Here is an 11,759-nt window from a genome sequence, read left to right as displayed (position 1 = left end):
GGCCTTACGCCTTACGAATACATCGCCAAAGTCTGGACGTCAGAGCCGGACAGGTTCATCGTCGATCCGATCCACCAGATGCCGGGACTAAACACCTAGTGCGCAAAGTTCAAGAGTTCATTCATGAATAAAGCGCCAGTGACCATCCTCTACCAAGCGCTTCCACCACCGTTGATCGACGGACTGCGAAAGGACGCAAAACCGGGCGGATATTCAGATGGCGGCGCCGACATTGCTTTCGCATTGCGGACGGCTGGGGTGAATGTGGTTACGCCCACCTCCTCGCCAGACCCGTCCAAGTCACTCGACTGGGTATTCCCGGACACGGCCGAGGGCATCCGTCTATCCGTTCGGCCATGGCCTGAGCTACACCAGCTTCCGCTATGGCAAACGGTCCATCGATCCGGTGTCGGGCGGTATCGAGAACGGGTTGACCGCAACGGTCGAAGTCACCAACACAGGTGACCGCGCCGGGGACGAGGTGGCGCAAGCCTATATCACGCCACTGGGCTTCGAGGGTGCTACGCGGCCTCGTGCGGGTGTCGCTGACCCCGCACGAGACGAGGCGGATCACCATCGCCTCGTCGCCGCGCGACGTGAGCTTCGTCACGGCCGAAGGCGATCGCCAGCTTATCCCCGGTGCGTATCGACTGACCGTGGGATCGGGGCAGCCAGCGGCAGGCATTCCCGGAACATATGCGCCGTAGACCGTACCCAAGAAGATCGATTTGCCCAAGTGACCTTCAGCTTACCCAACAGCCGCCGCAAGTAAGGAGTGCAGGACATCAACGACGCCAGCAAACTCACCCGTCGGAGCATATTGAAGCGATCCGTCGGCACTGCGGCCGCACTCGGATTGCCGCACGCAGGTCTCGCTGAGCAATCGTCCAAGTCCCCCGACACGCGGTTATGGTACCGTCAGCCGGCTGAACGCTGGGTCGAGGCGTTGCCGATCGGCAACGGCCGCATCGGGGCCATGGTGTTCGGCGGTGTCGATCATGAGCGACTTCAGCTTAACGAGGATACCCTGTGGTCAGGGGGGCCGTACAATCCGATCAACCCTGATGCGCTGGCCGCCTTGCCCGAGGTAAGGCGACTGGTCTTCGCCGGACGTCTTCAGGAGGCCCAGGCGTTGGCCGACGCCAAGCTAATGGGCAAGCCGCTCGGCCAGATGTCCTATCAAACCCTAGGCGACCTCTTCATCAGCCTGCCAACGATTACCGCAGACCCCGTCCGCGACTACGAACGGGCACTGGACCTCGATACGGCAGTCGCGACGACGGGCTTCGCCGCCGGAACCGTTCGGCACGAACGGTCGGTATTCGCCTGCCCAATTCACCAAGTTATCGCCGTCCGGCTCGTCGCGAGTGAAGCCGGCTCTCTCGACTGCGACATCGGCCTGCGCTCACCGCAGTCCGGAACGCTGACGATCGCCGACGACACCTTGATCCTGTCGGGCAGGAATGCCGCCAGCGAAGGGATCGCCGGCGCACTTCGGTTCGAGGCCCGGGCCCGCGTGCTCCACGAGGGCGGGACGGTGGAGAGCCGGGCTGGCGAGATTGGCGTGCGTGGCGCCCGGACGGTGACCATCCTGATCGCGATGGCCACAAGCTACCGGGGCTTCAATGACGTCGGAGGCGATCCCGCCGCACTCACCCGTAGGCAGATCGAAGCGGCTGCGGCCGCCGGGTTCGATCGTATCGCGGCTATCGCCGCTGCCGAGCACCGGCGACTTTACGGGACCGTGCGCATCGATCTCGGTCGGACGGCCGCCGCCGACCAACCTACCGACGAGCGCATTCGCCTGAGCGAAACCAGCGATGATCCGGCACTGGCGGCGTTGTATTTCAACTACGGCCGATACCTGCTGATCGCCTCGTCGAGAGCAGGATCGCAGCCCTCCAACCTTCAGGGCATCTGGAACGATCGCGTGCGACCGCCCTGGGGCTCCAAGTACACGATCAACATCAACACGGAGATGAACTACTGGCCTGCCGAGCCGACCGGGTTGGCCGAATGCACCGCCCCACTGATCGCCATGATGCGCGACCTCGCTGCAAGCGGCGCGCGGACCGCGCGGGACATGTACGGTGCTCGCGGCTGGGTTGCGCACCACAATACCGACCTTTGGCGCGCCACCGCACCCATCGATGGCGCATCCTGGGGCTTGTGGCCGACAGGCGGCGCCTGGCTTTGCACGCATCTGTGGGATCGTTGGGACTATGGCCGGGACAGGACCTATCTTGCGTCGATCTACCCATTATTGCGCGGCGCCTCGGAATTCTTCGTGGACGTCCTTCAGCGCGATCCAGCGACGGGGCACATGGTGACCAATCCATCCATCTCGCCCGAGAACGAGCATCACAAGGGCGTATCGATCTGTGCGGGGCCCGCGATGGACATGCAGATCCTACGTGACCTGTTCGACCAAACCGCTGCTGCGGCGGGCATCCTAGGTGTCGATCGCGGATTCGTGACGCAGATCAAAGGCCTGCGAGCACGACTTGCGCCCGACAAGATCGGCATGGGTGGGCAGTTGCAGGAGTGGCAGTCGGACTGGGATCCGGACGCGCCGGAGCCTCAGCATCGACACGTGTCGCAACTCTATGCCCTCTATCCCAGTCACCAGATTAACTTGGACGACACCCCGCAATTGGCCGCTGCGGCACGTCGATCGCTGGAGGTCCGCGGCGACAAGGCCACCGGCTGGGCGACGGCTTGGCGGATTAATCTTTGGGCACGGTTACGTGAAGGCGACCGGGCACACGGCATTCTGAAGTTCCTGCTGGGTCCCGAGCGCACCTACCCGAACATGTTCGATGCACATCCACCTTTTCAGATCGACGGCAACTTCGGTGGAACGGCCGCGATCGCGGAAATGCTCGTGCAAAGTCGTGGCGACGATATCGTCCTGCTACCCGCCCTCCCCTCTGCCTGGCCGAACGGTAGCATCACCGGATTGCGCGCACGGGGTTCCATTGCGATCGATTTGCGCTGGAAGGACGGCTGCCTGGTCACCGCAACACTTATTTCAGCAAAAGATGGTGCGAGGATGGTGAGACTGGGCAAAAGCACACTTCAAATACGACTTCATGCTGGTCGACCCAGAAGACTAAGCTCGAATGAGTTTGAGTCGACTTGAGGGGTGCTTGTTACCATCCTGCCATACTTCGATCGTCCCCAGACTTCGTGGCGTCTGTCCAGTTTTCGCATAATAAGGCCGGGAGCACTGCCCTTACTCGCGTGTTAATAAGATTGACACAGAAGCGGTCATTCACGCGAGCTCTGCGGCCACCTAAGAGCCCGACCGAAAATGGAGTTTAAGCGATTTCGGTCGCTTGTCATTCACCGGGGGTTGCGAAGACCACGAGGATCACATGGGCTGGACCGAAACCGCTCGGCGCGAGCATGACCGAAGCGGGCTGCGATACGCGACAGAGGCTCTTATCGCGTCGGTGGGCGAGGGATGCGGCGCAGTTCTACCGCTTTGACAAAGGACAGGGCGAGGACGAGATCGACCTGATCCTGGATCTACCGAGCCAGGGAGGCAGCCAGATCGCGATCGAGTTCAAAGTCGGGTCCAATAAGCGGGCTGAGCCAGGCTTCCTCCGGGCCTGCACCCAACTTGGCATCGACGAACAGCTCGTGGTCCATTCCGGCACTGAGCCGTTCGTGGACGAGAGGATACCGCGCCTCGACCTGCGCTCGGCGCTGAGCCGGATCGCGGAGATGGCCGCCTAGCGCCCGACGGCAGCTTTCTGAACAGACGTCCGCTTACCCGATCTCACCGCCCTAAAGCGGTCGTTCCGCTTTCCACCAGTTTTACTGTAAATGCCGACGGTCTGCATGCACCAGAAACTCGCCGTTTTCATCGGACAAGCTGCACGCTCCTGCCCTTCGACATCTGCCGGAGCGCGGTGCTGTCCCTTCGGAGAACCTTCGATCGCGTACTCGTTGGCAAACGTCTTTTCCGGATTTCTAAGCCTACCGGCCGCGAATGCCCCTGCCGCCCCCGCGACCAATGTGGTAGAAGTGCGCATGCTCAAGACAAGAATGAAGCGGCTCGCCGATCGCGGTGATCGCGCGGTGCAGCGCCTTGCCGAAATCGAAGGCTCAATCACGAACCTTTCTAACGAGGATCTGCTCGACCTAGCTGACATCTTCAAAGCCGAGCCCCGCCCGCCAATTGGGGGAGATGGCGTTCTTAGAAATGGCACGGCGTGAAATCAGTCTCTGAGGATGGCGTGAGCACACCCCGGCAGAATTATGTGCTCACGCTGATCCACATTGGTTACACGCAAGAACAGCCCGCAACTATACACAATCATGATGGAGCAACGGTGCAGCGATGGTAGCAATTGGCACCCGGATCAATGAAATGGGTACTCTGATCCGAGATGGCGGGACCTTCTACCTCCGACGTGATGTCGGTGGGCGCTACGAGCTGGAACTGCATCGCACTCCCGTCGATCTCGTTGAGAAACGCGTTCGGGTCATCGGCACTTTGGTTGGTCCAGATCTGGTAAACGCCGACGGCGTTGCGCCAGCTTAGTGGCAGACCATTCGTCTGGTCGAAAGGCACTCGGCGCAATTCTGATTCAACCTGACTCATTGGCGTTGCGCACAAACCACGAACAGGCATCATGCCGGCCATGGAACAGCGGATCATTCATGCCTGCGGTCATGAGCAGGCTCATCATCTCACCGGCTTTGACAGCCAGCAGGAACGTAAGGCCAAGTGGCTGAAGACGACTACCTGTCGAGACTGCTTCGTTGCGGAAAAGCGTGCTGAGGAGGTCGCTGCGGCAGCGTCAAGCAGCGCCGCTGTCTCATACCTCGTTCTTCCGCCGCTGACTGGGACCGATCGGCAAATCAGCTGGGCGTCGACGATCAGGACCAAGCGGCTCGCAGCGCTAACAAATTCCAACAGCGACGCCGACTGTTACGCTTGCCTCCAGGTCACCGACGCCAAATGGTGGATCGATCACCGCGATCTGACGGACGTCGATCTGATGGCGGCAGCGACGAAGGCATCGGACGTCCGAAACGTCACGGCAGTGACGGCCTCGATCACCGACATGCCTCGGACGGCTCGGTCATCTAGCTGACGCCGTCGCACGACCAGCCTTGCAGAAACGGTGTCATTGATAGCACGAACTTCAATCGCGCTCAGCGAACTGCCCGATTCCCAGCCGGTGCGGAACGTCCGTCTGAACTTCAGTGCTTTTAGGGTATGCCCCTAGCGCACCGCTTAAGGGTGGTCTGTTTTACGTTATAAAACGGCGTATCGAGTCTTAGTCAATTTGCTCGCCTAGTCCGGCTGAAGCCCTAACCAAAGAGGACCATACGGCACCCATTCAAACAGCACCGCCGAAGCTGCATTCGGAAGGTGGTACATAGAACGGACTCAGATAGGCTAAACGCCAGCAGATTTACTCAGGCGTCGCAAAACCCCTGTTTGTCGTGCAGTCGTGATTGCGACTGGTTTTTCACATATCTGACCGCTGAGGACACTCCGGAGGCCTATGTCGAGCCGACAGCTAAGCCGTTGTTTCAAGCTCGCGTAAGCTGCGTCCGCGCGTCTCTCTTCCTGCGCGCCCGATCAGTACCGCTGACAGCGTCATTGGTACAATTAGCGCGATTGCCGCGCCCCCCATCGTGGGGATCAGCCCTGCGAAGGCGCCCAGCTGGACAGCAACGCCACCAAATTTGCTACTCCCCGCGATAAGCCCGGTGGCACGTCCACGGACGCGTAATGCGTAGTTTTCGGCTGCATAGGGAAGTAGCACGGCGATCAATCCGTTTGTGCCAACCACCAACAACGCGATCACAGCGATGAGCAGTGGTGGCCAAGCCAGCGTAGGCGCCGGCAGTAGGGCTCCGGCAAGCCCGGCGAGTGTGAGAAGCACAGTGCCGATCAGGGTGCGCTTGCTGCTCCACCGGCTGTAAAGGAAGGCCGCGATCATTATCGTGGGCAGGGCAACAAGTGCTGAGCTGGCAATGATGCCGCTCGCAATCTCGGCACTGAAGCCTCGATCCTGGAGATCGGAAGGCAACCATAGCAGCAAGCCGAAGTTGACGAAGCTCCAAGATAGGGCCGTGATCACCAGGGCGATAGTCAACTCGCGGTGGTGAGCCGCTGCGCTGCCAGCGTCCGCTGGGGCTGCTTGTGGCGCACGCCTGACGATGCCAAACTTTCGAGCCATGTCAGCTAGCTCGGCGTCCATACCCCGTTCCAACAGAAAGCGCGGGGACTCAGGAATCCACCTTGCCATCGCAAGCAGCAACAAACCGGTGGGAAAGCCCTGCAGCCACAAGCTACGCCAGCCGAACAGAGGCTCGAACAGATGCGCGGCACCGCTAGCTGCCAGGTAGCCGCCGACCAGTCCCGTACCGCCAACCAGCACAAGGACCCAACTTCTGTGCCGCGGAGGCATGATCTCCGCCAACAGCGTGTAGACAACGGGCAGCATTCCGCCAGCCGAGCACCCCATCAGAAAACACATGACCAGGTTCCAGCTGTAGGAAGGCATAGCTCCGCAGATGGATGTCGAAACGAACAGGATCGTCGACAACAGGATCGACACACGCCGACCATAGATGTCCGCAAGCCACCCCCACAGAAACGAGCCAACTGTGGTCCCCGTAAGGGCAACGAACGGAAGCAGGGCAACGGTCGATTTGGCGAGCCCATACTCGCCACGCATGCCGGGGAGCACGAAGCCGAGCGTTGCTGGCTTCATAGTGTCGATGATGAGCCCGAGGGTAAGCACCAGCAGAACGGCAGCATGCGAGCGCGTCAGAGGGGTATCATCGGGCGCTTCATATGCGACGCCAACGCCTGCACTGTGATCAGGCCGTTTCTTGGGTAAAGCGCCAAAGATAGCTGCCGGCACGCCGACGCCGATCAGCGCCATGCCCAGGTACATCCATCCGTCCATCGGCATACCCGACAGGTGATTGCCCATCGTATGGGCCATCGCGAGCATCGGTAGGTGAAGTGCAACCCCAACGCTGATCGCCGCACAGCCTGCCCAGAAGAGCGGCCAGCGCTCTCCGACAACCGAGTTTCCGCGGCTGCTACTGCCGTTCGCCATCCATTCACCCCCACCAGTAGCGATGGCATACGCCGCACGGTTCGCCTGCTGCAAGCCGAGCACCCGCTGCCGGGGCACTGATCCGGCTGATGGCCTGCCGAATGGCGGCTTTCGAGCGCACGGATCGCCAAACCTGAGCGTCCGGCTCACGGTGCAATTGCCGGACCCTTCGACTTACGAGACCCATACCCGGTCATTCATAGCACCCTGCGCACTTCCCAACTTCAGACATTCATTCATGTCTGTAACAGAGGCGATGCCGCCGACATTCCCTCGCCTTCAACGGACTGCTCGCTGCATTTTGCAAGCGATCTGACGCGCGTTTCGGTTGACCGGATCAACCTCTGTTAGCTTGGCGTCCAATGCCGCAAATCCAGATAGACAGCTGCCATTCGACGTGTATTGTTTGAGCACCACACCAAGGAGACCTGCTGTATGCTGCTACCCATACTCGCTGCGGCAGTAACGCCTGCTGTCACCGCTGCACCACAGCAACCTGTCCAAGTGATGGTGCTGGGTAGCTATCATTTCGGCAACCCTGGTCGTGACAAGGTGAATGCCCACGTCGACGATGTCACCACGCCGCAGCGCCAGCGCGAACTGGAAGCACTGGCTGATGCCATTGCAGAGTTTAGACCAACACGGGTCATGGTCGAGGCGCAACGCCCGGGCCCGACCTACGATGTGACTGACTTCGCAACGTTTTCCCCAAACGTGCTCAAGACCGACCGGGACGAGACAACCCAGATCGGCTACCGCATCGCTGCTCGCGCCGGCCTACAGTCCGTTCAAGGTATCGACGAGCAACCCGACAAGGGCGAACCAGACTATTTCCCGATCGGCCGGGTCGAAGCTTATGCAAAGACTCACGGGCAGCAGGCCTATCTCGACGCCGCCTTTGAAACGGTCCAGGCGTCTGCCAAGAAGTTTGAGGCTGAGCAGGCAACCACCAGCATACCGCGGATGCTGATCCGCTATAACGACCCCTCTACGCCCATGGGTGGGCAGGATTCATACTACTCTCTGCTCCGACTTGGTGACGGTAACGAGCAGCCCGGTGCAGATCTGAATGCCATGTGGTACCTGCGCAATGCGAAAATCTTTGCAAAGCTCATCAATGTGGCCAAACCAGGCGATCGCATCCTCGTCGTGTATGGGGCTGGTCACGGGTACTGGCTGCGACACTTCGCCTTAACGACGCCGGGCTACAGTTCGGTTGATGTCAGGCCCTATCTTGAGAAGGCAGCGAGCAAACTGGCGGCGCCGAGATGAACCTGTCGCTCCTTGCCATACCAACGGCGGTTCTGCTGATCGGTGCGACTAACGTGCCTCGCGACTGGGCAGCAACTTTGCGAACGGACGCTCAGGCCTATCACGACCAGATCGCCGACAATCATCCTGGTCCCTATAACAAACTCGACCCCGACTTTGCGCGGCGCAACGATGCCGGTCTGGCTTCAGCCTTGCGTCGCGCTGCTACCGTCCGAGACTACCCGGGGTATCTGTGGGCGATGCGCGGTTACGTGGCGAGCTTCAACGATGGACATGTTGCGCTCGACCTCGACCAGCCAGCCGCCCTGCCGATCCGCTGGCCGGGCTTCCTGACAGGCTTTGACGGCACCGGCCGTCAGGTCGTGATGACCCGAGCAGATGACGCTCCCTTACCGCTCGGAGCAGTACTCGTAAGCTGCGATGGCATTGATGCCGAACACCTGGCTGCCCGCAACGTCGGCGCCTTCCGAGGCAGGTGGGAACTGGTCAGCCAACGAGCGACCAATGGTGGTCGGTTGTTCCTTGACGCCGCCAACCCTTACATCAAGCGTCCAGTCCGCTGCCGCTTCAAGGTCGATGGCAAGCTAAAAGACGCGACGCTCAGCTGGCGCGATCTGCCTGATGCAGACTTCGACACACGTTTTGCTGCAACTGCGCCTCGGGCGCGTTCGGAGTTCGCGGCTCGAACCCTTGCTAACGGCACGCGCTGGTTCTCGCTCCCTGGCTTCAACGGTGACCCCGACAGCGCTGATGCCAAGTCCCTTACGCCAATCATCAAATCGATGAGGAAGGACGCCCTCGCGATCGCAGCGGCACCGCGCATCGTGCTAGACCTTCGAGGCAATGGCGGCGGATCGTCCGACTGGTCGTATCAGATTGCTACCATCCTATGGGGCCAGGCTGCGGTTAATGCGCTTCAATCCGGATCCGAAGGGGTCGACTGGCGCGCTTCGTCCGGAAACATCGCAACGCTCGAAGGCTATCGCACCGCCTGGCAGAATTCCGCTGATGTCTCGCAGGCGGCGAGAGACTGGGCCGCTCGTACAGCGAAGGGCATGACATCTGCCCGCGCCCTCGGGCAGGCGCTCTGGCGTGAAGTGGATGCCGACGAAGCAAAGCCAGTGGCAACTGGCACGGCTCCCGTGCTGAAGGCGCGCGTATTTGTGCTGACGGACTGGGGATGCGGATCGGCATGCCTTGATGCGGTCGATCTATGGACCGCGTTAGGCGGCATCCATGTCGGGCAGGAGACGAGCGCTGACTCGCTCTATATGGACGTACGGCAAGTCGCTCTGCCCAGCGGTTTTGCCCGGGCCGTCATTCCGATGAAGGTGTATCGCGGCAGAAAACGCGGCTCGAACGTCCCGGCTAGGCCGGTGCATGCCTACACAGGCGACATGCGCAATACCGATCAGCTCGAGCGCTGGATCACCGGCCTTTAGCCTGGACAGTAAAAAGCAGCGTCTATTCGATCGCTAAGATGGGCGAGTATCGTACCGCGAAAAGGGCATTCTTTTGAAAAAGCTATTACCGGCTGCGTTGGTCATTAGTGTAGCGTCTGGAGCCAATGCTGCCCCAAACAGTCCGGTACGGCTGCCGTTGGAAAGCTACCGCAAAGGCGTAGCGGCACGAGTGAAGGTGGCCGGACGGGAGCGGCTTTTTCAACTCGACACTGCAGGCGGACTGACGGTGATCTCACCAGCGCTGGCGAAGGAGATGGACTGCCAACCTTGGGGATCAATTACCGGGTTTCATATGACCGGCACGAAGATCACTGCCCCACGTTGCGACAATGTTGCAATCCAATGGAAGAACCAGACCCTACAGAGCCCTGTTGCGATCGTCATGGACGTGGGGTCTCCCGACACACCGATCGATGGTCTGCTTGCTCTCGACGCATTCGCCGGACGAACTGTAACCATCGATTTTGCAGGTCGCGAGCTCACGTTGGAAACACGTGAAAGCGCGGCTGGGCGCAAGGCTAACGCGGTAGAGCTTCCCGCTCATTTGGCTCGTGAGATTGGCGGCCTGGCGCTGTCTGTGTTCATTGACGTCCCCACCGAACGTGGACCGGCGCGCCTTGAGCTGGACAGTGGCAATGGCGGGACGATCCTGGTTGCACCAAAACTTCTTCCTCTACTTGGCTTGAAGAAGGTTACCGGCGAGGGGCCGCAACAAGGCCGCTTTCAGATCGCCCCCAGTGTCGAAGCGTCCGGGATGATCTTCAGCCCCGACATCGTGATCGATGGAAACCTTGGCATGCCGTTTCTCAAAGAGTGGGTGGTCACCATGGATCTTGCTCAAGGACGCGTTTGGCTCAAACGCAGTGCCGTTGCATCACCCGCCGGCATGGGGACCCCGCCGTCAGTGAAGCCCGTGGGGTAAGAAGGATCGGCCTTCAAAGCTTCCCAAATTGGCGAGACGCAATGACTCAGTTTCTCATATTCAATCTGGTCAGCTTCTCTGAACAAGCTGCGCATCGACATGAGTGAGCCAGCGCGGAATGATGCCCGCTTCGCCCGCCCACCCTACCTCTCCGGCGTTGAACTCGTATCCGTCGAGTATAGCGAGCGAACCTTTCCCGAACACAGCCATGCGGAATGGGTGGTCGGCGCGATTATGACAGGCTGTGAGGCCCTGACTGTTGGCAGCAAAACGTACGAGGTTCAGACAGGTCAGGTACTGCGTCTCCATCCCGATCAGCCGCATGCCAACCGAACGACGGGAGGTGAGATTTTACGCTATCGCGTCGCGTACATCCCCGATGAAGCGATACGTCCCTACATCGCCGAGCGCCTGAACGCGCCGCGGTTTGACTCCCCTGTATTGGCTGGCGATCGGTCTCACTCCATCGTTGCTGGTGCGCATGCTTTGTTGTGTCGCGACGAAGCGGGGCGATTGGAACAGGAAAGCGCGCTCGCCGATTTGGCTGGGGTCCTGTTCGCCGACCAGGTGAAACAATCGTCGGATGACACCCGCGTATCCAGCGATGCCGTTGCGCGCGCTCGAAGCTACATCGACGCCCACTTCGCCGACGGCTTTGGGCTGGGCACGCTCACGACCGTATCAGGGATCAGCGTCTTCCATCTTGTGCGAAGCTTCCGCAAGGCAGTCGGGATCAGCCCCCTCGCGTACCGCAATCAGTGCCGTATCGTCGCAGCGCGACGCCTGCTGTTGGCAGGTCAGCCAATCGCGGAGGTTGCCCTTGATGTGGGCTATGCCGATCAAAGCCATCTCACACGGCAGTTCCAGCGTATCGTCGGTGTATCGCCGGCACGCTACGCAAACAGGTAAGCTCGCACCGTTCGCGCGACAGCAATATCGTTCAAGGCGGCGAGACATCCTTCGGCTAATCGCACGGACGACCACCAGCGAAAGCCGTTCACATGC

At 60.4% G+C, this 11,759-nt stretch carries 11 protein-coding genes and 1 pseudogene; 10 read left to right on the top strand and 2 right to left on the bottom strand.

Going from position 1 to position 11,759, the window contains the following annotated elements:
- From SOM18_RS18745 to SOM18_RS18725, 5 genes and pseudogenes are all read left to right on the top strand, one after another.
- Positions 1-99, top strand: a pseudogene (locus SOM18_RS18745) (IS481 family transposase); the annotation flags it as partial.
- Between the two features lie 419 nt (positions 100-518).
- Positions 519-707 (top strand): fibronectin type III-like domain-contianing protein, encoded by a 189-nt coding sequence (locus SOM18_RS18740; RefSeq protein ID WP_320482162.1) that lies wholly within the window; start codon positions 519-521, stop codon positions 705-707.
- A gap of 68 nt (positions 708-775) precedes the next feature.
- Positions 776-3,142: a glycoside hydrolase family 95 protein gene (locus SOM18_RS18735; RefSeq protein WP_320482161.1), complete on the top strand. Its 2,367-nt coding sequence runs from the start codon at positions 776-778 to the stop codon at positions 3,140-3,142.
- 266 nt (positions 3,143-3,408) lie between these two features.
- Entirely contained in the window at positions 3,409-3,741 is a 333-nt protein-coding gene (locus SOM18_RS18730; protein WP_320482160.1) for a hypothetical protein, read from the top strand.
- A gap of 105 nt (positions 3,742-3,846) precedes the next feature.
- Entirely contained in the window at positions 3,847-4,224 is a 378-nt protein-coding gene (locus SOM18_RS18725) for a hypothetical protein (RefSeq protein ID WP_320482159.1), read from the top strand.
- Between the two features lie 100 nt (positions 4,225-4,324).
- Here the strand turns inward: SOM18_RS18725 and SOM18_RS19465 are convergent, their stop codons facing one another.
- On the bottom strand, positions 4,325-4,654 hold the full coding sequence (locus tag SOM18_RS19465) for a hypothetical protein (protein WP_422663608.1): 330 nt from the start codon (positions 4,652-4,654) through the stop codon (positions 4,325-4,327).
- Here SOM18_RS19465 and SOM18_RS18715 point away from each other — a divergent pair.
- Positions 4,644-5,108 carry a hypothetical protein gene (locus SOM18_RS18715; protein WP_320482157.1) on the top strand — a complete coding sequence of 155 codons (465 nt, stop codon included), beginning with the start codon at positions 4,644-4,646 and terminating at the stop codon, positions 5,106-5,108. The genes SOM18_RS19465 and SOM18_RS18715 overlap by 11 nt on opposite strands.
- Before the next feature lie 432 nt (positions 5,109-5,540).
- Here SOM18_RS18715 and SOM18_RS18710 read toward each other — a convergent pair whose 3' ends face one another.
- Positions 5,541-7,151: an MFS transporter gene (locus tag SOM18_RS18710; protein ID WP_320482156.1), complete on the bottom strand. Its 1,611-nt coding sequence runs from the start codon at positions 7,149-7,151 to the stop codon at positions 5,541-5,543.
- Between the two features lie 381 nt (positions 7,152-7,532).
- Between SOM18_RS18710 and SOM18_RS18705 the strand changes: the two genes are divergently transcribed.
- The 4 genes from SOM18_RS18705 (at position 7,533) to SOM18_RS18690 (ending at position 11,663) form a co-directional block, all read left to right on the top strand.
- Complete coding sequence (locus SOM18_RS18705) at positions 7,533-8,369, top strand: DUF5694 domain-containing protein (RefSeq protein WP_320482155.1); 837 nt, start codon at positions 7,533-7,535, stop codon at positions 8,367-8,369.
- The gene (locus SOM18_RS18700; protein ID WP_320482154.1) at positions 8,366-9,811 is read left to right on the top strand and encodes a S41 family peptidase; all 1,446 of its coding nucleotides are present in this window, start codon (positions 8,366-8,368) and stop codon (positions 9,809-9,811) included. The genes SOM18_RS18705 and SOM18_RS18700 overlap by 4 nt, the downstream gene beginning before the upstream one ends.
- Positions 9,812-9,884: 73 nt before the next feature.
- Positions 9,885-10,754, top strand: coding sequence for an aspartyl protease family protein (locus SOM18_RS18695; RefSeq protein WP_320482153.1), 870 nt, complete (start codon positions 9,885-9,887; stop codon positions 10,752-10,754).
- 99 nt (positions 10,755-10,853) lie between these two features.
- Positions 10,854-11,663: an AraC family transcriptional regulator gene (locus tag SOM18_RS18690; protein ID WP_320482152.1), complete on the top strand. Its 810-nt coding sequence runs from the start codon at positions 10,854-10,856 to the stop codon at positions 11,661-11,663.
- The last annotated feature ends 96 nt before the right edge of the window (positions 11,664-11,759 follow it).

This window comes from Sphingomonas sp. CFBP9019 (genome assembly GCF_034045155.1).
GTDB lineage: Bacteria > Pseudomonadota > Alphaproteobacteria > Sphingomonadales > Sphingomonadaceae > Sphingomonas > Sphingomonas aerolata.
Note: the sequence above shows the minus strand (reverse complement) of the source record. Positions and strands in the feature narration are given on the sequence as shown.

What these genes read in the sequence shown, in the direction of transcription:
- SOM18_RS18690 (WP_320482152.1), top strand. Translation starts at nt 10,854, where the DNA reads ATGAGTGAGCCAGCGCGGAATGATGCCCGCTTCGCCCGCCCACCCTAC.
- SOM18_RS18730 (WP_320482160.1), top strand. Translation starts at nt 3,409, where the DNA reads ATGACCGAAGCGGGCTGCGATACGCGACAGAGGCTCTTATCGCGTCGG.
- SOM18_RS19465 (WP_422663608.1), bottom strand. Translation starts at nt 4,654, where the DNA reads ATGGCCGGCATGATGCCTGTTCGTGGTTTGTGCGCAACGCCAATGAGT.
- SOM18_RS18715 (WP_320482157.1), top strand. Translation starts at nt 4,644, where the DNA reads ATGCCGGCCATGGAACAGCGGATCATTCATGCCTGCGGTCATGAGCAG.
- SOM18_RS18725 (WP_320482159.1), top strand. Translation starts at nt 3,847, where the DNA reads ATGCACCAGAAACTCGCCGTTTTCATCGGACAAGCTGCACGCTCCTGC.
- SOM18_RS18705 (WP_320482155.1), top strand. Translation starts at nt 7,533, where the DNA reads ATGCTGCTACCCATACTCGCTGCGGCAGTAACGCCTGCTGTCACCGCT.
- SOM18_RS18700 (WP_320482154.1), top strand. Translation starts at nt 8,366, where the DNA reads ATGAACCTGTCGCTCCTTGCCATACCAACGGCGGTTCTGCTGATCGGT.